Origin of the sequence: Shewanella vesiculosa, from assembly GCF_009994065.1 — a bacterium.
In the GTDB taxonomy this organism is placed as follows: domain Bacteria; phylum Pseudomonadota; class Gammaproteobacteria; order Enterobacterales; family Shewanellaceae; genus Shewanella; species Shewanella vesiculosa.
Genome location: NZ_JAACSD010000007.1, coordinates 325,898 through 348,668 on the forward strand (window position 1 = coordinate 325,898; position 22,771 = coordinate 348,668).

The 22,771-nt window shown below is 38.8% G+C and carries 20 protein-coding genes and 2 tRNA genes; 14 read left to right on the forward strand and 8 right to left on the reverse strand.

The window, feature by feature from the left end; genetic code table 11:
* Window positions 1–176: 176 nt before the first annotated feature.
* The gene (locus tag GW828_RS09500; RefSeq protein ID WP_182697341.1) at window positions 177–785 is read right to left on the reverse strand and encodes a flavin reductase family protein; all 609 of its coding nucleotides are present in this window, start codon (window positions 783–785) and stop codon (window positions 177–179) included.
* Between the two features lie 115 nt (window positions 786–900).
* Entirely contained in the window at window positions 901–1,302 is a 402-nt protein-coding gene (locus GW828_RS09505; RefSeq protein WP_182697342.1) for a thiol-disulfide oxidoreductase DCC family protein, read from the reverse strand.
* 254 nt (window positions 1,303–1,556) lie between these two features.
* Between GW828_RS09505 and GW828_RS09510 the strand changes: the two genes are divergently transcribed.
* Together GW828_RS09510 and GW828_RS09515 are read left to right on the forward strand one after the other, a co-directional pair.
* On the forward strand, window positions 1,557–1,844 hold the full coding sequence (locus GW828_RS09510) for a sll1863 family stress response protein (RefSeq protein ID WP_182722916.1): 288 nt from the start codon (window positions 1,557–1,559) through the stop codon (window positions 1,842–1,844).
* Between the two features lie 697 nt (window positions 1,845–2,541).
* Window positions 2,542–3,009, forward strand: coding sequence for a hypothetical protein (locus GW828_RS09515; RefSeq protein WP_124014849.1), 468 nt, complete (start codon window positions 2,542–2,544; stop codon window positions 3,007–3,009).
* Between the two features lie 129 nt (window positions 3,010–3,138).
* Here GW828_RS09515 and GW828_RS09520 read toward each other — a convergent pair whose 3' ends face one another.
* Window positions 3,139–3,351 (reverse strand): hypothetical protein, encoded by a 213-nt coding sequence (locus GW828_RS09520; RefSeq protein WP_182697345.1) that lies wholly within the window; start codon window positions 3,349–3,351, stop codon window positions 3,139–3,141.
* A gap of 344 nt (window positions 3,352–3,695) precedes the next feature.
* Between GW828_RS09520 and nhaA the strand changes: the two genes are divergently transcribed.
* From nhaA to GW828_RS09535, 4 genes are all read left to right on the forward strand, one after another.
* The gene (gene nhaA / locus GW828_RS09525; protein WP_273058080.1) at window positions 3,696–5,066 is read left to right on the forward strand and encodes a Na+/H+ antiporter NhaA; all 1,371 of its coding nucleotides are present in this window, start codon (window positions 3,696–3,698) and stop codon (window positions 5,064–5,066) included.
* 76 nt (window positions 5,067–5,142) lie between these two features.
* Window positions 5,143–5,274 (forward strand): TetR/AcrR family transcriptional regulator, encoded by a 132-nt coding sequence (locus GW828_RS19270; RefSeq protein WP_353681932.1) that lies wholly within the window; start codon window positions 5,143–5,145, stop codon window positions 5,272–5,274.
* A 991-nt stretch (window positions 5,275–6,265) separates the two neighbouring features.
* Window positions 6,266–7,423, forward strand: coding sequence for an iron-containing alcohol dehydrogenase (locus tag GW828_RS09530; RefSeq protein WP_273058079.1), 1,158 nt, complete (start codon window positions 6,266–6,268; stop codon window positions 7,421–7,423).
* A 12-nt stretch (window positions 7,424–7,435) separates the two neighbouring features.
* Entirely contained in the window at window positions 7,436–8,470 is a 1,035-nt protein-coding gene (locus tag GW828_RS09535) for an NADP-dependent oxidoreductase (protein ID WP_273058078.1), read from the forward strand.
* 203 nt (window positions 8,471–8,673) lie between these two features.
* On the opposite strand, the gene GW828_RS09540 is transcribed toward GW828_RS09535, so the two are convergent.
* A complete protein-coding gene (locus GW828_RS09540) occupies window positions 8,674–9,594 on the reverse strand; it encodes a helix-turn-helix domain-containing protein (protein ID WP_273058077.1) in 921 nt (306 codons plus the stop codon).
* 755 nt (window positions 9,595–10,349) lie between these two features.
* Between GW828_RS09540 and GW828_RS09545 the strand changes: the two genes are divergently transcribed.
* Both GW828_RS09545 and GW828_RS09550 read left to right on the forward strand, forming a co-directional pair.
* The gene (locus GW828_RS09545) at window positions 10,350–12,716 is read left to right on the forward strand and encodes a sensor domain-containing protein (protein WP_182756366.1); all 2,367 of its coding nucleotides are present in this window, start codon (window positions 10,350–10,352) and stop codon (window positions 12,714–12,716) included.
* Window positions 12,717–12,767: 51 nt separating this feature from the next.
* Window positions 12,768–14,315, forward strand: coding sequence for a methyl-accepting chemotaxis protein (locus GW828_RS09550; protein WP_273058076.1), 1,548 nt, complete (start codon window positions 12,768–12,770; stop codon window positions 14,313–14,315).
* A 472-nt stretch (window positions 14,316–14,787) separates the two neighbouring features.
* On the opposite strand, the gene GW828_RS09555 is transcribed toward GW828_RS09550, so the two are convergent.
* From GW828_RS09555 to GW828_RS09565, 3 genes are all read right to left on the reverse strand, one after another.
* Window positions 14,788–14,864 (reverse strand) — tRNA-Val (locus GW828_RS09555).
* Window positions 14,865–14,902: 38 nt separating this feature from the next.
* A tRNA-Val gene (locus tag GW828_RS09560) sits at window positions 14,903–14,979 on the reverse strand.
* A 177-nt stretch (window positions 14,980–15,156) separates the two neighbouring features.
* A complete protein-coding gene (locus GW828_RS09565; protein WP_124014857.1) occupies window positions 15,157–16,518 on the reverse strand; it encodes an MATE family efflux transporter in 1,362 nt (453 codons plus the stop codon).
* Between the two features lie 29 nt (window positions 16,519–16,547).
* On the opposite strand from GW828_RS09565, the gene GW828_RS09570 reads away from it, so the two are divergent.
* The gene (locus GW828_RS09570) at window positions 16,548–17,162 is read left to right on the forward strand and encodes a riboflavin synthase subunit alpha (protein WP_124014858.1); all 615 of its coding nucleotides are present in this window, start codon (window positions 16,548–16,550) and stop codon (window positions 17,160–17,162) included.
* Between the two features lie 48 nt (window positions 17,163–17,210).
* Here GW828_RS09570 and GW828_RS09575 read toward each other — a convergent pair whose 3' ends face one another.
* Window positions 17,211–17,411, reverse strand: coding sequence for a CPXCG motif-containing cysteine-rich protein (locus GW828_RS09575; protein WP_124014859.1), 201 nt, complete (start codon window positions 17,409–17,411; stop codon window positions 17,211–17,213).
* 497 nt (window positions 17,412–17,908) lie between these two features.
* On the opposite strand from GW828_RS09575, the gene thrS reads away from it, so the two are divergent.
* The 5 genes from thrS (at window position 17,909) to GW828_RS09600 (ending at window position 22,670) form a co-directional block, all read left to right on the forward strand.
* Window positions 17,909–19,837, forward strand: coding sequence for a threonine--tRNA ligase (gene thrS, locus GW828_RS09580; RefSeq protein ID WP_124014860.1), 1,929 nt, complete (start codon window positions 17,909–17,911; stop codon window positions 19,835–19,837).
* 3 nt (window positions 19,838–19,840) lie between these two features.
* Window positions 19,841–20,383 carry a translation initiation factor IF-3 gene (gene infC, locus GW828_RS09585; RefSeq protein ID WP_124014861.1) on the forward strand — a complete coding sequence of 181 codons (543 nt, stop codon included), beginning with the start codon at window positions 19,841–19,843 and terminating at the stop codon, window positions 20,381–20,383.
* 82 nt (window positions 20,384–20,465) lie between these two features.
* Window positions 20,466–20,660, forward strand: a complete 195-nt coding sequence (gene rpmI / locus GW828_RS09590; protein WP_011496149.1) for a 50S ribosomal protein L35 — start codon at window positions 20,466–20,468, stop codon at window positions 20,658–20,660.
* A gap of 15 nt (window positions 20,661–20,675) precedes the next feature.
* Window positions 20,676–21,032, forward strand: a complete 357-nt coding sequence (gene rplT, locus GW828_RS09595) for a 50S ribosomal protein L20 (RefSeq protein WP_025823422.1) — start codon at window positions 20,676–20,678, stop codon at window positions 21,030–21,032.
* 444 nt (window positions 21,033–21,476) lie between these two features.
* On the forward strand, window positions 21,477–22,670 hold the full coding sequence (locus GW828_RS09600) for an amino acid aminotransferase (RefSeq protein ID WP_182697353.1): 1,194 nt from the start codon (window positions 21,477–21,479) through the stop codon (window positions 22,668–22,670).
* The last annotated feature ends 101 nt before the right edge of the window (window positions 22,671–22,771 follow it).

Sequence of the window (22,771 nt, forward strand, 5' to 3'; positions counted from 1 at the left end):
TAAATCGTTACCGATTTGAATGGGATTTTTTATGCCATGCAATGATTGAATAATGTAAGCAGCATGTTAGCCAATATGCTGCTTACATTGCTTTTAATCTACGATTTACGGTTTGATTAGCATATTGTTTATTGCTGACTAAAGGCTATTTTACCTTGGCGGAATGCATAGCTGAATCACTTTTTAGCATAGGGTAAACGCATAAGTTTATTGCTAGTGTGGTAACTATCTAATCCTGTAATCGCCACTGTGTCTATTGCTTGCAAGTCTAAAAAGCCATCACTTTGAAGTGCTGCTTCATCAACATACACATCGATAATTTCACCAATCACCAGCTCAGTACCATTAACGGCTAAATGTTGATGCTCAATAAATTTTACCGAATATTTTAAACGACTTTCTTTTACAAATGGCGCGGTAAAATTATTTAAGTATTCAGGTGTTAGTCCCGTTACCGCAAACTCCGACTCGTCTTTATCATAACGGGCTGATGTTTGATGAGCCTGCTTATAAATTGATTGATTAACTTGGTTAATTGTATAGCAACCCGTTTGTAAAATATTTTCAAATGTATGACGAGGTACTGTATGTGGGCGCACTATCATCCCCACCAGCGGCGGATTTGCGCCTAGGTGTATCACCGAGCTGACAATAGATAAGTTAGTCAAGCCTTGTGAGTCTTGAGTGCCAATTAAATTAGCGCTTTTAAAACCAGAGAGTGAATTAATTAAATGGGTACGGGTGTGTTTATCAAGCGCGTCTATGCGCTCTTGGGTAAAATGCATTTGAAGTCCTTAACAGTAAAATAGTGTCACCCTATCAATCTTAATGGGCTGATTAACTTTTTAGATATCAATTTTTCTGAGTGTGCATTTTTGGCTACATGCAACACGTTTGTGTTTATCGTTTGTCAGATTTTAGTTTCCTATGACACTGGCCGTTAGAACAGCTTGAATTGGGCATTAAAAATTTACTAATAGAATGCCTATACTTTGCAAAAAAGCGATATCCAAGGTCGGCAAATAAGCGAATGATGGGTAAGCGGATAAGTTTTAACCAGCGATGTTTTCCAACAATCTCCCACGCCTGACAAGTCACATCAAGGCCGTAAATCATCTCACCCGATAGTGTTTGTGCTTGTAAATACGTCATTGCCTGATTGACATCAATACTTGGGTATCGAAGACTAAAATCGAGCGCATTAAGATCTTCAAGGATGATTTTTTGATGAATATCAGCATGTTTTAGTTGCTGCATTTCGATGCTGCATAGTGGGCAATTGCCATCGTAGAAAATGATCATATTACTGCTTTGAGATAATTCGAAAGAGCTAGTTTTTACGTTCAAGGATGACAAATAGATCCATTAAATAATGTTTGATCGCCCTGTGGCATCATACAAGGGCAAATGAGGCATAAATGAGCATTATGTTGCCATGCATGTTAACGTATATTTTCAGGATAAAAATCCAATATTCTGAAGCCAAGTATTTAAATCAAGCAGAAACTTCAGTCGTTAAAGCTGTTTTAACCACGTCATTAAAAAGGACAATCATTATGAGTAAGAAACAAGCATACGAAAAAAAATTGCAGGCGCAACTCGATGAGTGGAGTGCCCAAATTGATAGACTGAAAGCAAAAGCCGATGGTAAAGCTGCTGATGAGCAACTGGAATACTATCAAAGAATAGAGGAACTTGAGTCGATGAAACAATCTGCCAATAAAAAACTTAATGAGCTTAAAAAAGCCAGTGATGATGCTTGGGAAGACGTAAAAGTCGGCATTGATAGCGCCTGGGATTCGCTCAGTGCAGCATTTAAGTCAGCGAGTTCAAGGTTTAAGTAATCATGTTGCACTAAAGATATTTATATTATATCTATCCTCTATTAAGGTGACCAATGATTAATACGTTACAGATTGTTAAATGGGCTATTAATCTTGGTCGCCATAACAGCTATAAATCACGCCAGTCATTAATGACAGCTTCTCCATTGGACGACCTAAATAGCTTAGTTACAATTAATAGTGGAAGCTTACTATTACCAGCCAATAAAATAGTGCAAGTGGCTTCCGTGGTAAGGTCGAATTAGGCTAACTTGCGATAAACAACAATTGCCCTAACGATCATTTTTATTTTTGGAAAATAGAGTCTTAAACAACATAATGGAGATCCTAATCCTTGATAAGTGACTGCATTTTATTACTGTAACCCCTTCACAAACTCGAGTGTGTTACCCTTGAACGATTAACAGGGTAGGCAAGCAATACTAAGTGACCTCTTCAAGCTCCATTGGGTCTATCCATGTTTTCTGGTTATTTACAGTCAACTTAGTGTTCACTTGAGTTCATATGATGTTTTGCCATCTGTTCTCAATCTATAGTGACCTTATCTAGATCAAGCTTGTGCCGATAAGTGAGTGCAATTCCATCATAGGTAAATGTCATCAGCACTGTATTAGATGAATAACATAACCTCATTTATGCGTGCACATTAATAACGCAATGAGCCACCTTGGTCGATAAATTATTACAGGTCAAAAATATGAAAAAACTGTTCAATAAGATTTTTGCTGGAGTTCATCTGTTCGCAGCTGTCACTCTTATCATCTTATCTTTGATAATTATGCTGTGGTCTATTTACGAGGTCATTTCTGGCATAGAGTATGACTCTGGATTTATTCCATTAATGCTTCAATCTGTCGCCGCTATTATCATAGCTGCAGCGATTATCGATGTTGCACAGTACATGATGGAAGAAGAAGTGTTTAAGGATAAAGAGCTGCGAGATCCCAAAGAGGCAAGAAGAACAATTACAAAAATTATTGTCATTATTACCATCGCCGTCAGTATTGAAGGACTGGTGTTTATATTCAAAGCAGGAACGAAAGACCTTAGCCTTTTACTCTATCCGGCGTTACTTATTATGGTATCAGCGATTTTGATTGTTTCGCTTGGTGTATATCAAAAATTAAGCGCGACTATCGAAAAAAGAGAAGAGGAAAGTGAATAGTAAGCCTGTGAAAAATGATATTTAGCTATGGCTTAGATAAGTGTTGCGCCGCCATATGCGGCGATTCTCTTTAGTGAAAATGGTTATCTAAATAGAGCGAGTACTAACAGGCTATATTTCACCTTGTAGCTATATTTCAGGGATATCTTTCAGTAATGTTAAGATAGTTTGATTATTGTTTATATTTGCTAAATCAATTAGATAGCTTTTCTCAAGCTCTTGCATCGGTTCATTTGCTAATAAATCTTTTACCAACTGCTCTTCATCATTTGCGATAGCGGTTTTTAAGGCTGCAAAAGTAGCGATACTGTGCTTATGTTGATCAGTATTATGCGATCCCATTAGTTGCACTCCATTAATTGGTTGATATTGATGTCTAGCTGTTCACTCACACTAACAATATTAACGTGCATGTTGCAATCAAAGTGATGGTAAATATACCGAATCGTTGTCGAGGCCATCTAAGCCTGTTAAACAGGTTACGACTTGTCCTTAACTGTGGCTTGAGCGCTGATTTGCAAAGCATAGTGTTAATTCGGATCGAGTTTCAACGCTAATAGCGGCATACAAAGCCGTGTTGATAAAAAGATGGTATCGTATTATTACCAGTTTACTCTTTTGATTTTAAAGGGATCTGGCCACATTATGTGGTTGAAAAGCACACAGTAACGTTGCGGAGACAAGTTATGAGTTACGAAATAAAGGAAGAAAATCGTGATCATGCTCCATTAGAGCGTGGTTTTCTTAAGTTCTCATTGCCTGTTGAGTCATTTATCAATAGTCAGATCGTAGCTGGAATCGTATTACTTGTTTCAGCAATAGCAGCCATTCTTATGGTTAATTTAGGATGGCAACACAGTTATGAAGCCCTAAGTACACTTGAGCTCACTATTTCTCTTGGCGATTGGGCTATAAGTCATTCATTACATTACTGGATCAATGACGGTTTGATGGTGTTGTTCTTTTTCATTTTAGGGCTAGAAATTAAATATGAATGCTTGGTCGGAGCGCTAAGCGATTTAAAAGATGCTGGATTAGTTATTGTTATGGCACTGGGGGGCATGGTGCTTCCGGCACTGATATATTCAAGCATTATTTGGATTAGTGAGTCGTCCAACGCTTATCAAGGCTGGGGTGTGCCTATGGCCACAGACACGGCTTTTGCGATAGGTATTCTCACACTGTTAGGCGCTAAAGCCCCTCGAGCGGCTTACATTATTCTTACTGGATTAGCCATTGTAGATGACATGGGAGCAGTAGCTGTTATTGGTTTATTTTATACCGACCAAATTATTATTCAGTCACTTCTATGGGCGGGACTCACGCTATTAGTTCTGTTTTTTATAAACCTTCTTGGTATCAGGAAACCTGTCTTTTATTTAGTGGGCGGTTTTTTTCTTTGGTGGTTTATTCTTCAATCAGGCGTACATGCAACCACCGCAGGTCTGTTAGCCGCAATGATGGTGCCGACACGTCCTTATACCAACAAAATCTGGTTTCGCCGTAAAATGCAAAATGTCATCCATGATTTTAAGGACGTAGACAGTGAAGATACTCCTATCCTTGAAAATGAACAGCAACACGCACTGGCTGTAAAGGCAGAAGATATTGCCAAGCAAACGACAGCGCCAATATTACGCTGGGGATATACACTAGATAAACCTGTCAGTTTGATTATTCTACCTTTGTTCGCTTTTTTAAATGCAGGCGTAATGTTACCTACGGTCATTCCTGAATTTAAAGATACTGTGGTCACACTGGCGATAATACTCGCATTGGTTTTAGGAAAGGGGATTGGTATTAGCTTTTTTGCCTGGTTGGGATTAAAAGTAGGTGCGGTAAGATTGCCTGATGGTGTGACATTTTCTCATATCATTGGTATCGGTTTTTTGGCGGGTGTAGGCTTTACAATGTCATTATTTATATCAGTATTAGCATTTGAGGGACAACCCGCTTTAATTGAACAAGCAAAACTAGGTATCCTTTTCGGTTCATTAATTGCCGGTATAATAGGAGCTGCTATATTGTTTTCGGTTTCTATAGATGAGGTTAAATAGTTGGCCCAATTAGCGTATCGAGACGAATAGATAATAGTCAATTTCAATAATGTCAACGTATTGATAGGTACTGGAAATGGGCCGCAAAAGTGATGGCAAAGAACGCTTGCTACAAGCAATATTAGATTTAATGTGGCAGAACAGCTATGGCACTCTCACTATTGATGCTATATGTGAGCGAGCCGGCGTGAAGAAGGGCTGTTGCTAGTATTTTTCAAATCTAAATCACAATATGCTACTGAGGCCATCCGCGACGGATCGGAGGAAAAAAAGCCGAAAATCAACACCTTTGTTCGGTAACTAGACCACCTTTAGAATGACTTAAAGCCTACTTTTACGATATACAATAAACACAGGTCGAGGCTATCGAGAAACATGGCCGCGTGTTGGGCTGCCCACATTTCTGTATGGATGATGAAATAAGCAGTATTGAAACTGTTGATTTTCACGCTCGTTAGAATTTATTTAAAAACATAGATGCTTATTTATCTATATATCTATTTAAGAGTTATTATTAAGTTAATCTTATGTGGCTAATAACATACGCTGATTATTGTTAGGCCTTATCATCATTTCCATACTTAAACAAAACTTAATCTCAATCGTTAGTATTGTTAACTGAATGTACTCAATTACATCCTTTTAGTCTGAACTGTTTACAATTATTAAGATTTATTGGCCTAATTGGAAAGGCTAACATTGGTATGTTAGTGTAACTAAACAGTAAAATATAATTTGGTTTATTTAAAGCACAGCACTAACAGTGATTTTGATCAGCTTGTTTTAATATGGTTAGCTTCATGCTGAAAATATATTTAAATATTATCTCTAAATATAAATGTCTTAAATCATAGGTAATGAAGAGTTTTATATTTAAATATCGTATTGACATATCCAAGTGGTTACTTTAAGTAATTTACTCATTTAATTATAGTTGGCCATTTAGTAAAGAATAACAATGTAAACATCAAGTAAGTGAATATGATCAACGCATTTTATTCCATCTAGGCTATTACCATTATTGGCAAAATAGCGCTATTTACGATGTTGTTGCTAAGTCTTTTTGTAATGGCTGGGAGCGCAACCCCTTCCAGTATATTTGTCATCAGGTTTACCGGTATTCGAATACTAGACACAGAAAAATCGACGTATGTCAGCATAAGCGTACGCCTTCACATTTAATCAGAAGGAATCCTAATATGAAAAACTTTGACTTTCATAACCCCACAAAAATCCTCTTTGGCAAAGGCCGCATCGCAGACCTGAACGATCATGTTCCAGCAGATGCTAAAGTATTGATTATCTATGGCGGCGGCAGCGCAGAACGGACCGGCGTGTTAACACAAGTACGAACAGCACTAGCTGATCGCACATTAGTCGAGTTCGGCGGTATAGAGCCAAATCCTCGTTATGCCACTACCCTTAATGCCGTTAAAGCAATCGCTGATAACGACATCACCTTTTTGCTTGCCGTGGGTGGTGGATCTGTTATTGATGCGACTAAATTCATTGCCATGGCGGCGCTTTATGCCGGTGACCCCTGGGAAATTCTTACTGCTGGCAGTACAAAAGTGACCGAGGCTATGCCGTTTGGTACTGTGCTAACACTGCCAGCAACAGGATCAGAGATGAATAATGGTGGAGTGATCACTAACCCTGAGAAGGTCGCCAAGCTTCCTTTTAGAAGTCCACATTGCTACCCAATTTTTTCTGTTCTCGATCCTGAGCTTACCTATACGCTGCCTGCTCGTCAGATTGCCAATGGTGCAGTAGATGCCTTTGTTCATATCGTCGAGCAGTATCTGACTTACCCCAGCGGCGCACACGTACAGGATGGTTTTGCCGAGTCTCTACTGCGCACCATTATTGAGCTTGGCCCTAAAGCGCTAGAGACACCAGAAGATTATGACATCCGCGCAAGTTTGATGTTGACCGCCACGCTGGCCTTGAATGGATTAATCGGTGCCGGAGTGCCACAAGATTGGGCTTCTCACATGATCGGACATGAGATTACCGCGCTCAATGATACCGACCACGCCCGTACACTTGCAGTGATATTGCCGTCATTATTGAATGATCAGCGCGGCCACAAGCACGAAAAACTACTGCAATATGCTCGTAATGTTTGGGGGATCAACGAAGGTTCTGATGCCGTACGAATTGACGCTGCGATAGATGCTACGCGTGCATTCTTTGAGCAACTAGGCATTAAGACTCACTTAAGCGACTACGATATTGCCGCCCCAGAAATTGAACTTATCGTTAGTGCCTTGCAGGAACATGGGATGACGGCTCTTGGCGAACATAAAGACATCACCCCAACTGATGTGCGCCGGATTCTCGAAGCGTCACTTTAAAGGAGATAGAACATGACACAGACAAACACAACGAATCGACAATGGGTTCTTAGCCAACGTCCCTCAGGCGAGCCTACGGAAGACACGTTAACTTTGATTGAGACTGCCATCCCTGTTGCTGGCGACCAACAAATGCTACTGCGGACTGAGTTCCTTTCGCTTGATCCCTATATGCGGGGGCGGATGAGCGATGCACCATCTTATGCCGACCCAGTCGAGTTAGGCGAGGTGATGATAGGCGGCACAGTGTCTCAAGTTGTTGATTCCAATATCGATGGCTTTGCTCCAGGCGACTTTGTGCTTAGTTACAATGGTTGGCAGGACTATGCTGTGTCTGATGGCGTTGGGCTTACTAACCTCGGTAAGTCTTCGTCGCATCTTTCATGGGCGCTCGGTATTTTAGGCATGCCTGGGTTTACTGCTTGGGCTGGCCTGAAGCAGATTGGTGCACCTAAAGCAGGCGAGACCATTGTTGTGGCAGCTGCGACCGGTCCTGTCGGTGCCACTGTTGGTCAAATTGGCAAGCTACTTGGCTGCCATGTGGTTGGAATTGCGGGCGGTGCGGAAAAATGTGCCTATGCAGTAGACGAGTTGGGCTTTGACGCCTGCATCGACCACAAGGCTGCTGACTTTGCCGTCCAACTTGCTAAGGTGAGCTCAAAGGGCATTGATGTCTATTTTGAAAGTGTCGGTGGTAAGGTCCTTGATGCTGTTATTCCGCTATTGAATCCGAACGCCCGAATCCCACTTTGCGGGCTGGTATCGCAATACAATGCTACCAATTTGCCAGAGGGGCCAGACAGGATGAACTGGCTGATGGGGCAGATCCTGCGCAAGAAAATAAAACTGCAGGGTTTCATTATTTTTGATGATTTTGGCCATCTGTATCCTGATTTCGCGACAGAGATGACTGCTTGGGTTAAAAGCGGCAAGATTAAATATCGAGAAGAGATTATCACAGGGTTAGAAAATGCCCCAAATGCATTCATAGGTCTACTTAATGGTGAAAGCTTTGGTAAGCGTACGATCCACGTTGGTCAAAAGTAAATGGTCAGTACATTACCATCTTAAGCATACTGACTTTGCTCTCGGGTGATAGCTTTTCACAATAGCAGCTGCACATAAAGTAAAGAACATACTCATCTCTAGTTAAGTGGCACATAATTAGTGTGCCACTGCATACAGGGCCTAACTTATATCATTATTGGCAAAGTCTGCACTGCCATAAAATGAGCCTATGGCAGTTGATATTATTTATTCCGTGTATCCGAAGGGTACTCGCCGAAATACATAAAATAGTCATTGGAAAATCTTCCTGCATTAACTACCCCAAAATCGATAGCGATTCTACTAATACTTTTCTCTGGACTGCATTTTATTTCATGCTTAATAAGGTTTAGTCTTCTTTTTATAAGATAAGCCTTGGGTGAACATCCAAGGATAGACTTAAAGGAATATTCTAAAGTTCTTATACTACAAAAGCAGATATTAGATAATTCTACGATAGTTAAATTGGATTTAGGTTCTTTATGGATAGCAGCTAACGCCCGTTTAACAACAACGACTCTATGTTTTGAACTACAAATTACCTTTTTGCCACCAGATTCACCCAAAATTTCTAATATGTTTACTAAAATCGTATCCTGAGCGTCTACTGCGGCCAGATAATTCCATTGGCTTACTTGGTCAATAACACTTAACGTATAATTAATAAGCTGTTTTATTTTTAAATTCTCAATATTTGAAAATGTAGTTTTATTTCTCAGGTTTTTTAATGATGGTAAAGTATCAGTAAGGTTTTGGTATTTATAGTAATCTTGCAATACTGCCAAAGGGATTAAAAAATCCATTGTTTCAACAAGTTTAGGATGAAGAACCAATAGATCTTCGTCGGGTAAAACGGCTAAAATAGAGTCGCTACCGAAAACCTTGCCATCTATTATTTGTGATTCCCTTTCTATGGGGAAAGAGAGATAAATTTTATCCTGTGCTAAAGCTCCATGATATAAGATGCTGGTATTAATACGCCAATGGTTGATTTCAATCAGCGGGAGCTTAACATTTCTATTTGTGCTAAAAAAACGTCCACTACCAACCTGCGTTGCTTCTACGTCCAGTCCATTTAAATTATCAATATAGACATCAATACTATTACACTCAACGTACTTCATTTTGGATACAACGCACTAGAAACTAATATTTTCTAATTGAATGAATATAATATGCCAATAATCTACAGCAAATAAAGTTACTGTGGCATACAAATTACGCAATTATAACAGTTTGAGCTACACAAACCCTACAAACCATAATGTTAGTAATCATACAAAAATCGCAATATGAATTTTATCCCTTAAAAATAATAGTTTGGATGTTTTTTTGAGTGTATTGTTATAGTTAAGTTACTAACATAACTACTCTAAAAAAATGCAATGCCAATGATAAGGGGTTGTGTGTTTCCTTTATAAGTTTAGTCACTAAATTAGTTCATCAAGCCACTGAAAATTGGGTCTTTCCGCGTTTTCAAAAAGGAGCAGAATGGATATGAATTAGTTGTTACAACGTTATGGTGATCTACGGTATGAACCGGCAGGCAATGATGAGATGATCAGCTATATGGTTGTTTACATATGCAAATATCATGTGCGAAGTGACGACGCATCTTTAAGTTAAGAGTAACACTTTTCGCCAGGCCTAGCCGCTTAAAATAAGTTCTACAGCAATAATGGCAGCTAGTAATAAAGAATATTATCTTATAGCTAAATAATTGCGCGGCAAAGTTATACTGGTGAATGAATATTTTTTAACAGTTATAGGTGGCTGTAAATAATATAAAACAGCAGCAAAGATTGAGCTTATTTTTAAAGTCTTCGATCAGTTTTTCAATGTGCTGATTGTAAACATTAAATTTAATGAGGTTATTTCAATGGCTTATAAAATTAAAAGTGAAAAAAGCTCTGAATGTGTCTTAGCAAAAAAAAGAAATATGAAATATATAGTCGTTTTTTTGATCTTAGCACTTGCTTGTACGTTTTCTATATTTTTATTGTACACAAAGAGTGTAATCACCTTAAATAAGTCATTCAATAATTATAGTCGCGTCGCACAAGCAGTTAGTGACATAAGGAAACATACGCTTTTAAGTCAACTGTCACTAGTTGATTTAATATACATTCCTAACAAGCACGGACTGGAAAATATAGCTAGTCAAAATGACCATTATGATAATCAAGTTAATCGAGCATTTGACCTACTGGGTAAAGAATTTGTTGGAGATAAAAGTAGGGTAGATACGGTTAAACGTGTTTACTTAGATTGGCTCTCTGTCAGAGAACAAATTATTGCTAGAATTAGACTTAATGAAGAAAAGAGTTTATTACTTAACCAGCTACAACAAAATACGCAAAACATAAAAAAAATTAATAAGCAGTTAGAATTTTTGACAAATACGGCTGAAAGTAAAGCTAACAATATTACACAAACGTCTTATAACGGTTCATTAGAATATTTACGTATTGAATTACTCATTTTAGTCTTACTGGCATCATGTTTGTTAATAGTTTTTTATACATTTCAGAGGTATATAACAAATGAAAAACAAGCAGTATCGAGCCAACTTGCATGGTCAAACAAGCTTTTAGAATCATCTCCTGATGCAATGATAATTTCCGATAGAGACGGAGTTATCTCTCAAGTGAATAAGAGTGCAGAAGACCTTTTTGGTTACTCAAAAAGTGAATTTGTAAAATTAAACATTGCGACACTCATGCCGAAAAGGTTTGTTAATCATCACGAGAAAATAGCACTTTTTTTCAACCATTCGAGCGCGAGAATGATGGGGCTCGGAAAGACATTATATGCACTAAATAAGCAGGAAAAAGAATTTCCAGTTGAGATAAGTTTGAATCTAGCAGAGCTGAATAATCGCAAAGTGGCTATTACCGTTATTCGGGATATATCAGAGAAGAAACAAAATGAAGCGAAGTTAATACATCAAGCTAATTATGATTTACTGACCAACTTACCAAATAGGAAACTAATAAACGATAGACTGGACCAAGCTATTAGTCGGGCAAATCTAAGTAATAATAAATTTGGTGTGTTGTTTATCGACTTAGATCATTTCAAAAAGGCCAATGACCTCCACGGTCATGAATTCGGCGATAAGTTACTTATTTGTATTGCAAATGTACTTAGAGACTTATTACGAGTCGAAGATACAATTGGTCGACTTGGTGGCGATGAGTACCTGGTTATCATACCTGACATTATTCATAGTGAGTCACTGACCAATATAGTTGAAAAAATATTACTCGCAATTGAATGCATTGAGCCTATCGACGGAAAGAGTGTACAAATTGGCGCGAGTATTGGCATAAGCATTTATCCGGACTGTGGGCGTAATTGTGATCAATTAATTCGCAATGCTGATCTCGCTATGTATGATGCGAAAAAAAGTTTGGGTAAAAGCTCTTATTCGTATTTTGAGGATGCGATGTTTATTCAGACAGCTGAATACTACGCATTAGAAATAGCTTTGCAGCAAGCTTATGAAAATAATGAATTTTACCTTGTTTATCAACCAAAATTCGAAATCAAATCTCAAAATATAATTGGTTTTGAAGCATTGCTGCGATGGAACAATTTTCGCTTCAGTCATTTAGTTCCAGAAGATTACATTCCTATTCTCGAGAAAAAAAACCTTATAAATAAGGTCGGCGATTTTGTGTTAAAAACTTCCCTTGAAGCAATCAAGCACTGGCAGGATTTAACAGGAAAAGAGCTTCATGTTGCGGTAAACATATCTCCTTACCAGATGAAAGATCCGACATTCTCACGTTCCATTGAAAAACTTTTAGAAACGTATCAATTAGATGGACGTTGTTTAGAGATAGAGCTTACTGAGCAAACACTGATTGAGCCCTCACTAATGTTAGATCAAGCATTAGCGAATTTAAGGAAAATAGGCGTTGGTATAGCGTTAGATGACTTTGGCACGTGTTATTCATCACTACAGTATTTAGCTAATTATCCTATTACATCTATAAAAGTCGACAAGTCTTTCGTTAGCGGGATCAATAATAACAACTTCAATGAAATCAAAGTGGTTTTGGTTAATACCATTGTATCGCTGGGGAGTTCTTTAAATCTAATGGTAACGGCTGAAGGAATTGAACTCGAGGAACAAATCAAACATCTCCTCAATATTAACTGTGATTATGGTCAAGGCTACTACTTTAGTAAGCCACTCACATCTGAAAATATTATTTCACTGCTTGTAAAAGACGCCTGAAAGCATTGCCACAGTAAACATTTCACACAAACTAACTAATGAGTAACTTACATGAGTAAAGAACAAACTTTTTCGCCTAGCGAAATTCTCCTTTCTACAACAGATTTGAACAGTTACATAAAGTACGCCAACAAAAGTTTTTGTGATATCTCTGGGTTTTCTTTAGATGAAATGATGGGTAAGCCACATAACATGGTCAGGCACCCCGATATGCCTAAGGCGGCATTCAAAGACATGTGGAGCTATATTCAAGCTGGAAATTCCTGGATGGGACCCGTTAAAAATAAATGTGAAAATGGTGATTACTACTGGGTAAATGCTTTTGTAACACCAATAAAAGACAAAACGGGTAAAACGTTTGAATATCAATCTGTGCGTACTTATTTAGACAGTGATGTAAAACGTAGAGCAGATTCTGTATACGGAAAAATTGCAGCGGGTAAACCCTTTAAGCAAATTAGCTTCAGTAAAGACTCAACATTATGGGTGCAAATTATATTCATCATTCTTATGGCGCTATCCTTAAGTTCCTTATTTTTTGCAAACAGTTCATTGTGGTTTACTTTACCAAATTTAGCTGTATCACTCTGTGGAATAATTATTTTTTCCTCATGGAGGACTAAATATTCTCGCGTGGTTAAAACGGCAAAAGCTGTGTTTGATAATCCTCTAATGAGCTTCATATATTCAGGTAATAACGATGCAACCGGCATCATAGAATTAGCTTTAAAAATGCGTAAAGCAGAATTGAGTGCGGTAGTTGGTCGAGTATCTGACGATTCAGAAAAAGTGACAGCCTTGGCGCAGGACTCCTCTTATTGCGGCGAAGACGTTAAAAACATCTTAAATAGACAAACGAGTGAAACCAATCAAGTTGCGACAGCGGTTAATCAAATGTCTTCAACAATACAAGAAGTCGCTCGTATTGTAAGTAGAGCTGCGCAATCTTCCCAGCAAGGTTTAAATAGCAGTAATAAAGGGCAAGAAATTGTTACTCAAACGGTTGCCGCTATTGAGGAGTTATCAAAGCAACTTAGTAATGTAGACCATTCAATAGATCGTTTAGTTAAAGGTACTAAATCAATTGAAGCTGTTCTTAGTGAAATTAGCAGTATTGCTGATCAGACTAATTTACTAGCACTAAATGCGGCTATTGAAGCGGCAAGAGCGGGAGAACAAGGAAGAGGATTTGCGGTTGTAGCCGATGAAGTTAGGGCGCTAGCAATGCGTTCTCAACAATCAACCAATGAGATTGGTCAACTTTTAGGTGAGTTAAGGGGGGAGTCCATTCTAGCCATTAAAGCAATGAATTCAAGTAATGAACAATCGGAAAAATGTGTTGCTTTAGCTAATGCAACTGGTGATTCCTTCGAAAATATTACCAATGTAGTTTCGGCAATAGCTGGTTTAAATGCACAAATTTCAACAGCAATAGAAGAGCAATCGGTCGTTTCTGAACAAATAAGTCGAAGCGTTGTCGCCATTAGTGATATGGCAAAGCATAGTGAGCAACAAAGCATTAAATCTGTATCCATGAGTAAAGAGCTGCTTATCAGGTTAAGCGACCAATATAATCTTATTATCCAGTTTAAAGATTGAACGCTGGAGAATTTCATAGATGAGTTTACTTGTAGTCGCTCATGCTTGCTTAGACCGATTTTTGACTGTAGATAAATCATCTTAGTCAACAATCGGGGTTCTAAGTGTATAGACTCATGAGTATCAACGTTATTGAATGTCCATTAGCATACAAGACAAATAATTTGACTGTTTTTTGGCTGAACAGGATTAACTAACGGCCTAAGAATCAAAGCTGGGGGAGATGAGGATAGTATTAAAGGTTGTTTTCAAAACACCTTGTACAAACATATTTAGCTCGTTAGTGATTTGTGCCTTTTTTATATCTACATACTGCTAATTACCAATTTATAATGCAAGGAAACCCTATAAATCTGCAGATCAAAAAATACAAATTGTCACAAGGTTAATCAGATTTGGTAAAGGGTTGGTTAATTCTAGTAATATGACTGACTTGAAAAAGTCTTTTAAAACGAGGAGATAAAGCAAGAAATGGTACACCCGAGTGGACTCGAACCACCGACCCCTACCATGTCAAGGTAGTGCTCTAACCAGCTGAGCTACGGGTGTATTATATGATTTTCAATGTTTAGACTCTTTGAGAAGAGTGGTACACCCGAGTGGACTCGAACCACCGACCCCTACCATGTCAAGGTAGTGCTCTAACCAACTGAGCTACGGGTGTATTGTTTACTACAGTATCACTTCAAAACATTTCGCTTCAAAGCGGCCGCTATAGTAAGTTGGATAGCCTACTGCTTGCAAGCAAAAAAAACATATTTATGCCTAAATGGTGATTTGCTGTGCAACTTGCTTCAACGTTAAGCAAAATTACATGCTTAACGTTGATAATTTACAGTTATTACCCTATTTGGCTAAATACCAAGCCTTTCTTTTGAATGTACTTTAACCTAATTGCAAACAGAATTGCTGCTGATGTTAATCCTGCAATTAATCCAATCCAAAATCCATGAGCCCCCATTGATGGTCGAATCATATCGGTATAGCCCAATACATATCCGGTAGTCATACCAACACACCAATAGGAAAACAAGGTAATGTAAAATGCACTTCGAGTATCTTTATAACCTCTGAGTGCACCAGCTGCGACAACTTGGATTGAGTCTGAGATTTGATAAAATGCAGCTAACATCATTAGGCTACCCGCTAAAGCAACCACTTCAGGATTGTCATTGTATAACAAGGCTATTTCATGCCTAAACATCACTGTCAGTAGGGCGGTTAACACGGCTAATGATAAAGACAAACCTAATCCTACTTTGGCCACAAGAGCCGATATTTCAGGTTGTCCACGGCCAAGGTAGTAACCAATACGAATGGAGACCGCAATACCAATAGATAGTGGCAGCATAAATATGATTGAAGAGAAATTAAGCGCGATTTGGTGGCTTGCAACAACATTAGCGCCTAATGGGGCAAGAAATAACGCGATCACGGCAAATAGACTCACTTCAAAAAATAATGCCAAGGCAATTGGCATTCCCAGTTTAATCATCGACCACATGCTCGCCAAGTGCGGACGATAAAACTGTTGAAACGGTTTAAGTTCTTTAAAGGTTTTATCAACCAACATATAAATAATCATCGCCGCTAGCATTGCCCAAAACACCAGTGCGGTAGCGACGCCACAACCGGCACCACCCATTGCAGGAATACCAAAACCGCCATAGATAAACACATAATTGGCCGGTATATTGACGGCTAAACCAATAAATCCGATAACCATGGTTGGCATTGTATAAGAGATCCCCTCACTGCAACCACGAAGCACTTGATACAAGACAAACGGCATAGCTCCCCATAAAATAGCATCTATATATCCAACCGTTAATTCATGCAGTTTAGGTTCTAAATGCATTAAATCGAGTAAATAAGTAGAAGATGCAAGAAAGAACATCACACCAATACCGCCAATTATGGCAATATATCCTGCCTGAAACAGTATTTTGGGAATGGCTTGCTGATTATTCGCCCCATGATGTTGAGAAAAGACAGGCGTAAAAGACATTAATAAACCTTGAACGAATAAGATTGCCGGTAACCAAAGACTGGTTCCTACCGCAACAGCAGCCATATCGACGGCACTGACGCGACCAGCCATGACAGTATCAATAAAGCCCATCATGGTTTGTGTAACTTGTGCTATCAGCACTGGCAGCGCCAATTTGATTAAGCGTGATATTTGAAACCCTGTATTATTCATTAAAAAACCTATAACGGAACGAGAGAATTATGTTTACTGGTATAGTTCAAGCCACTTGTGAAGTGGTATCAATTAACAATGCGACCGGCCTTAAAACCTTTGAAGTCGCTATGACACCAGCGTTAACACAAGGATTAGTGACAGGTGCTAGCGTAGCCAATAATGGTGTTTGCCTTACGGTAACCAAGATACTAAATGATAAGGTTTTTTTTGATGTAATGGAAGAAACATTAGCCGTGACTAACTTAGGCAATACCCAGGTTGGTGACTCAGTGAATATAGAACGTTCGTTGACGTTTGGAACCGAAATAGGTGGACATATACTATCTGGTCATGTGCATACTTTGGCGACAGTTAAAGCGGTTAGCAATACCGCTGAACATTATAATATAGAACTCCAAGTTGATCCGCAGTGGATGAACTACATTTTCTATAAAGGTTTTGTGGGAATTAATGGTTGTAGTTTAACCGTAGGAAAGGTCAATGACAGTGGGTTTGTTTTGCACTTAATTCCTGAAACGTTAAAACTAACCAATCTAAATCAATACGGTGTTGGTGACACAATCAATATCGAAATTGACAGCCAAACTCAAGTGATCGTTGATACGGTCGAAAGAGTGCTCGCAAAAAAGCAACTTGCATAAGCTGTTAAAACGATATGGCTTGCTTCATTTTATGCAAGCCATCATCGATCAGTAAATTTGTTCATCGTCAGCGTCGATATGAAGTTCTATCATTTTACGATTATCATCAAGATGCATCCGAATATATATCGGATTGCAGCACATACGGCAATTATCGTAATATTCTTGATCACCAGAACTGGTATCTAAAGCAACATGTTGATGATGCCCGCAGTGGGGGCAACTGATGACACGCGAAAGTAATCTCATAGCGAGTACTCCTCACTGACTAACTCGTTTTAATAAGTATAGTGAGCATTTCAACATTTGGATCATCCATAAGATTGATTCTCATGGTTAAAAATTAATTCATTTAAAATAAAGTTAAGCTTACAATTTTATTTATAAAGTATTTTATTTCAAATATTTGTGTGGTGAATTTATATCATTCATTATAGCGGCTATAGACTATTATTTTTCTTATGCTTGGTGATATCCGTCAATAATCTTAAAAATGGTTTTTTTGATTAACCCTGCAATAGCTTGTATTAACCTTATTTTCCTGCATAAAACCTGAATTTTATCACTAAATCACTATTGTGTGGTTGCGTGCTAAAGCGCTTATCGCATAAAATAAACGATTACGTTTTTGGGTAACTAAGACTCCTGTACTGTCTTGATTTCATTAACGTGTTTCTCGTTCAAATAGAACATACTTAATTACCATGTGGCCCTACGTGTGGGTCACCACTGGAAAAGGAAATTTAATGCCTATTATTACACTGCCTGATGGTAGCCAACGTGAGTTTGCTACGCCTGTCTCGACTCTTGATGTTGCATTAGACATCGGCCCTGGTTTAGCAAAAGCGTGTATTGCTGGCCGCGTTAACGGTGAACTGAAAGATGCAACTGACTTAATTACTGCAGATTCTGAATTAGCTATTATTACGGCTAAAGACGAAGAAGGTGTTGAAATCCTTCGCCATTCTTGTGCGCATTTACTTGGTCACGCGATCAAACAAATGTGGCCTGAAACTAAAATGGCGATTGGTCCCACAATCGACAACGGGTTTTATTACGATATCGATTTAGACCATAAACTGACCCATGAAGACATTGAAGCCTTAGAAAAACGCATGCTTAGTCTTGCAAAAACTAACTACGATGTGGTCAAAAACGTTGTCTCTTGGCAAGAAGCTCGTGATGCATTTACCGCTCGCGGTGAAGAGTATAAAATTGCGATTCTTGATGACAACATCAGTAAAGATGCAACACCAGCGCTTTATCACCATGAAGAATACATCGACATGTGTCGTGGCCCTCATGTACCAAACATGCGTTTTTGCCAAAACTTTAAGTTAATGAGCGTGGCAGGTGCATATTGGCGTGGTAATTCTGACAATAAAATGTTGCAACGTATATACGGTACAGCATGGGCAGACAAAAAAGCGCTCAAAACACATTTAGTCCGTCTAGAAGAAGCGGCTAAGCGCGATCACCGTAAAATTGGTAAACAATTAGATTTGTACCATATGCAAGAAGAAGCGCCAGGAATGGTGTTTTGGCATAACGATGGTTGGAGCATATTTTTAGAACTCGAGAAGTTCATTCGTCAAAAGTTAGGCCAATACACTTATCAAGAAGTGAAAGGTCCACTTATGATGGATCGAGTGTTATGGGAACGTTCTGGCCACTGGGATAAATACGCCGAAGCCATGTTCACCACTAACAGTGAAAACCGTGAATACGCAATCAAGCCAATGAACTGTCCTGGTCATGTGCAGATTTTTAACCAAGGGTTAAAATCTTATCGTGACTTACCGTTACGTATGGCTGAGTTTGGTTGTTGTCATCGTAATGAGCCATCGGGTTCTCTTCATGGTTTAATGCGCGTACGCGGCTTTACACAAGATGATGCACATGTTTTCTGTACTGACGACCAAGTTCAAGCAGAAGTTAGTGCATGTATTCAAATGGTATATGACACATACGCGACATTTGGTTTTGAAAATATCGTGGTTAAATTGTCTACGCGTCCTGAAAAACGGATTGGCGATGACGATATGTGGGACCGAGCAGAAGATGCTTTAAAGCAAGCGCTTGCCAATAATAATATTAAATATGAAATATTACCGGGCGAAGGTGCATTTTATGGCCCGAAAATCGAATTTACTTTGCATGACTGTTTAGATCGTGCATGGCAATGTGGTACAGTACAACTCGATTATGCATTACCGACTCGTTTAGGTGCTACTTATGTCGCAGAAGACAACAGTCGCCAGACGCCAGTAATGATCCATCGTGCTATTTTAGGCTCTTTAGAACGTTTCATAGGTATATTGATAGAAGAATACGCCGGCAAATTCCCAACATGGCTTGCTCCAATGCAAGTTGTTGTAATGAATATTACCGACAAACAAGCTGATTATGTTGAAGAAATCGTTAAATTCTTTAAAGAACAGGGTATTCGAGCATCTTTTGACTTGAGGAATGAGAAAATAGGCTTTAAAATACGCGAACACACACTTAGACGTGTGCCTTATTTATTGGTCGTTGGTGATCAAGAAATGGAAAATAAGGAAGTAGCGGTGCGTACACGTGACGGTATCGATATAGGCAAGTTAAAACTAGAAGATTTCGCCGCGATGATACGTCAACAGATTTCGCTCCGTAGTCTCAAATTGTTGGAGGAATAGGTCATAAAGATCAAAAGAACAGCAGGGCGACAGCCAGCCCCTAATAGAATCAATGATGAAATCACTGGTGTACCTGAAGTCCGTTTATCAGGTTTAGATGGTGAGCCAATTGGTATATTAACTATAAAAGAAGCTCAGATCGTTGCAGATGAAGCCGGAGTTGATCTAGTAGAGATCAGTCCCAATGCTGAGCCTCCTGTCTGTCGTATAATGGACTACGGTAAGTTCCTTTTTGATAAAGCGAAAGCTCAAAAGGAACAAAAAAAGAAGCAAAAACAGGTCCAGGTTAAGGAAATTAAATTCCGTCCTGGCACTGATGAAAACGACTATCAGGTAAAACTACGCAACCTGATTCGTTTTCTGGAAGATGGTGACAAAGCGAAAATTACGCTGCGTTTCCGTGGTCGCGAAATGGCACACCAAAACCTAGGTATGGATCTTTTGAACCGTATCAAGGCTGATTTGGAAATATATGCGGTTGTCGAATCTTTCCCGAAAATGGAAGGCCGTCAAGCAATTATGGTGCTAGCACCTAAAAAGAAATAGTAGGGCAACCTAAAGTAGCAAAAGTCTCTTGAGGCTTTTGCTCGCCTTACGTTTATTAACGTCCCAATGCGGAGTTTTAGAAATGCCTAAAATGAAAACAGACAAGGGTGTAGCGAAGCGTTTTAAGAAAACCGCTAATGGTTTCAAGCGCAAGCAAGCACACTTACGTCACATTTTGACCAAGAAAAGCACTAAGCGTAAGCGTCACTTACGTGCTAAATGTTTAGTTGCTAAATCTGACGTTCCAGCAATCGCGCGTCAACTACCATACGCTTAATTTAGGAGATAGAAAATGCCAAGAGTTAAGCGTGGTGTAACCGCACGTGCTCGTCACAAGAAAGTACTTAAACTAGCTAAAGGTTATTATGGCGCTCGTAGCCGTACTTACCGTGTTGCTGTTCAAGCAGTTACTAAAGCTGGTCAATATGCTTACCGTGACCGTCGTCAGAAAAAACGTCAATTCCGTCAGTTATGGATTGCACGTATTAATGCAGCGTCTCGTCAAAATGGTCTGTCTTACAGCCGTTTCATTAACGGCTTGAAAAAGGCGTCTATTGAAATCGATCGTAAGATTTTGGCTGACATCGCTGTTTTCGACAAAGTTGTTTTTGCAACTTTAGTTGAAAAAGCAAAAGAAGCGTTAAACTAAGTAATTAGTTTGTCGCTTAAAAAGAGGAACCTTCGGGTTCCTTTTTTTATGCCTGTAACAATTTTAATATCTGCAATAATCACTCACCCAAATCACATTTATGTGTATTTTACCTTGGTATCTCACGCTTATATAAATGTAGCCATTGATATTAATTAATCGTAATACTGGGCTTTTTATTAATCAGTTAAGTGAGGCATTAAATACTGGCCTGTGAGTGATTTTTAAAGACGTACCTATAACAAGTGTCTAGTTAGGCTGATTATATTCGGTTTTACTAAACCTTAATGTTGATAATAATGATAATAAATGGGCTTAAATTTGATGAATATGTAATTTATTATCAAATTTGTCGCAACTATTAAAAGTCTCACTACTCAGCGCTTGCATACAGTGGTATAACTAAATAAATTTTGTCCATCCACTTCACTTAGGATAGTAGTAATGATCTTTTCTAAAGTCACGCTTGCTCCAGCAGACCCAATTTTAGGCTTAACAGATGCTTTCAAAGCTGATACTCGGCCTCACAAAGTTAATTTAGGGGTAGGTATTTATAAAGACGAAGCAGGGCAAACGCCGATTCTATCTTCTGTAAAAAAAGCTGAAGCCATTTTACTTGAAACCGAAAAGACAAAAAACTACCTGGGTATTGAAGGTGTGCAAGCCTATAATCAGGTCGTTCAAGAATTATTGTTTGGACCTCAGAGCACTATTATTACTGATAAACGTGCGGTTACAGCTCAAGCCCCAGGTGGAACAGGTTCGTTACGAGTAGCATCAGAATTTTTAGTTCGAAATACTGGGTCAACCACCATTTGGGTCAGTAATCCTACTTGGGCCAATCATCAAAATATTTTCGAAACAGCTGGATTAACGGTTAAAGAATATCGTTACTATAAAGCTGAAAGCCACGATATGGATTTCGATGCGATGTTAGCCGATTTATCCACTGCAAATGTTGGTGACGTGGTATTACTCCATGGTTGCTGTCATAACCCAACCGGTATCGATTTATCGTTGGAGCAGTGGCAACAAGTCGCTAATATTTGTTTAGAAAAATCATTATTGCCGTTATTTGATTTTGCTTACCAAGGTTTTGGCGCTGGTATTGAAGAAGATGCTCAAGGTTTGCGTGCCGTTGCCGCTGTGGTACCAGAGTTATTAATTGCTAATTCGTTTTCTAAAAACTTTGGTTTATACAATGAGCGTGTAGGCGCGGTAACTATAGTTGCAGAAACTCAACAAGATGCAGTGACAAGTTTTAGCCAAATTAAAAAAACCATTCGCGCAAATTATTCTAATCCTCCGGCACACGGTGGCTTAATCGTTAGCACCATTTTATCTGATGCTGCACTGCGTCAAGAATGGCAAGCCGAATTAACTCTGATGCGTGAACGTATTGCCGAAATGCGCACTTTGTTTGTTGAGAGTTTAAAATCTGAAGGCGTACAACAAGATTTCAGTTTTATCTCGCGCCAAAATGGTATGTTTAGTTTTTCTGGTTTAAACAAAAGCCAAGTGGCTCGTTTAAAAGATGAGTTTGCTATCTATATTGTCGGTTCTGGTCGTATTAGCGTCGCAGGCTTAACAAAAAATAATATGGCTGCAGTATGTAAGGCGATTGCACAAGTTATCTAGCATTGAATGCATGAGACACAAAAAGGGCTACTTTAAGTAGCCCTTTTTTATGCCTTTTTATAGTGACATGACAAGGTCACTCAAACTCAGCAACAAAGGCC

Coding starts and splice junctions, on each gene's coding strand:
- GW828_RS19270 (WP_353681932.1), top strand. CDS start 5,143: ATGGGCCGCAAAAGTGATGGCAAAGAACGCTTGCTACAAGCAATATTA.
- GW828_RS09510 (WP_182722916.1), top strand. CDS start 1,557: ATGAGTAAGAAACAAGCATACGAAAAAAAATTGCAGGCGCAACTCGAT.
- GW828_RS09540 (WP_273058077.1), bottom strand. CDS start 9,594: ATGAAGTACGTTGAGTGTAATAGTATTGATGTCTATATTGATAATTTA.
- GW828_RS09565 (WP_124014857.1), bottom strand. CDS start 16,518: ATGAATAATACAGGGTTTCAAATATCACGCTTAATCAAATTGGCGCTG.
- GW828_RS09515 (WP_124014849.1), top strand. CDS start 2,542: ATGAAAAAACTGTTCAATAAGATTTTTGCTGGAGTTCATCTGTTCGCA.
- GW828_RS09535 (WP_273058078.1), top strand. CDS start 7,436: ATGACACAGACAAACACAACGAATCGACAATGGGTTCTTAGCCAACGT.
- GW828_RS09600 (WP_182697353.1), top strand. CDS start 21,477: ATGATCTTTTCTAAAGTCACGCTTGCTCCAGCAGACCCAATTTTAGGC.
- GW828_RS09575 (WP_124014859.1), bottom strand. CDS start 17,411: ATGAGATTACTTTCGCGTGTCATCAGTTGCCCCCACTGCGGGCATCAT.
- GW828_RS09505 (WP_182697342.1), bottom strand. CDS start 1,302: ATGATCATTTTCTACGATGGCAATTGCCCACTATGCAGCATCGAAATG.
- nhaA (WP_273058080.1), top strand. CDS start 3,696: ATGAGTTACGAAATAAAGGAAGAAAATCGTGATCATGCTCCATTAGAG.
- GW828_RS09520 (WP_182697345.1), bottom strand. CDS start 3,351: ATGGGATCGCATAATACTGATCAACATAAGCACAGTATCGCTACTTTT.
- rplT (WP_025823422.1), top strand. CDS start 20,676: ATGCCAAGAGTTAAGCGTGGTGTAACCGCACGTGCTCGTCACAAGAAA.
- GW828_RS09570 (WP_124014858.1), top strand. CDS start 16,548: ATGTTTACTGGTATAGTTCAAGCCACTTGTGAAGTGGTATCAATTAAC.
- GW828_RS09545 (WP_182756366.1), top strand. CDS start 10,350: ATGGCTTATAAAATTAAAAGTGAAAAAAGCTCTGAATGTGTCTTAGCA.
- GW828_RS09530 (WP_273058079.1), top strand. CDS start 6,266: ATGAAAAACTTTGACTTTCATAACCCCACAAAAATCCTCTTTGGCAAA.
- GW828_RS09500 (WP_182697341.1), bottom strand. CDS start 785: ATGCATTTTACCCAAGAGCGCATAGACGCGCTTGATAAACACACCCGT.
- rpmI (WP_011496149.1), top strand. CDS start 20,466: ATGCCTAAAATGAAAACAGACAAGGGTGTAGCGAAGCGTTTTAAGAAA.
- GW828_RS09550 (WP_273058076.1), top strand. CDS start 12,768: ATGAGTAAAGAACAAACTTTTTCGCCTAGCGAAATTCTCCTTTCTACA.
- thrS (WP_124014860.1), top strand. CDS start 17,909: ATGCCTATTATTACACTGCCTGATGGTAGCCAACGTGAGTTTGCTACG.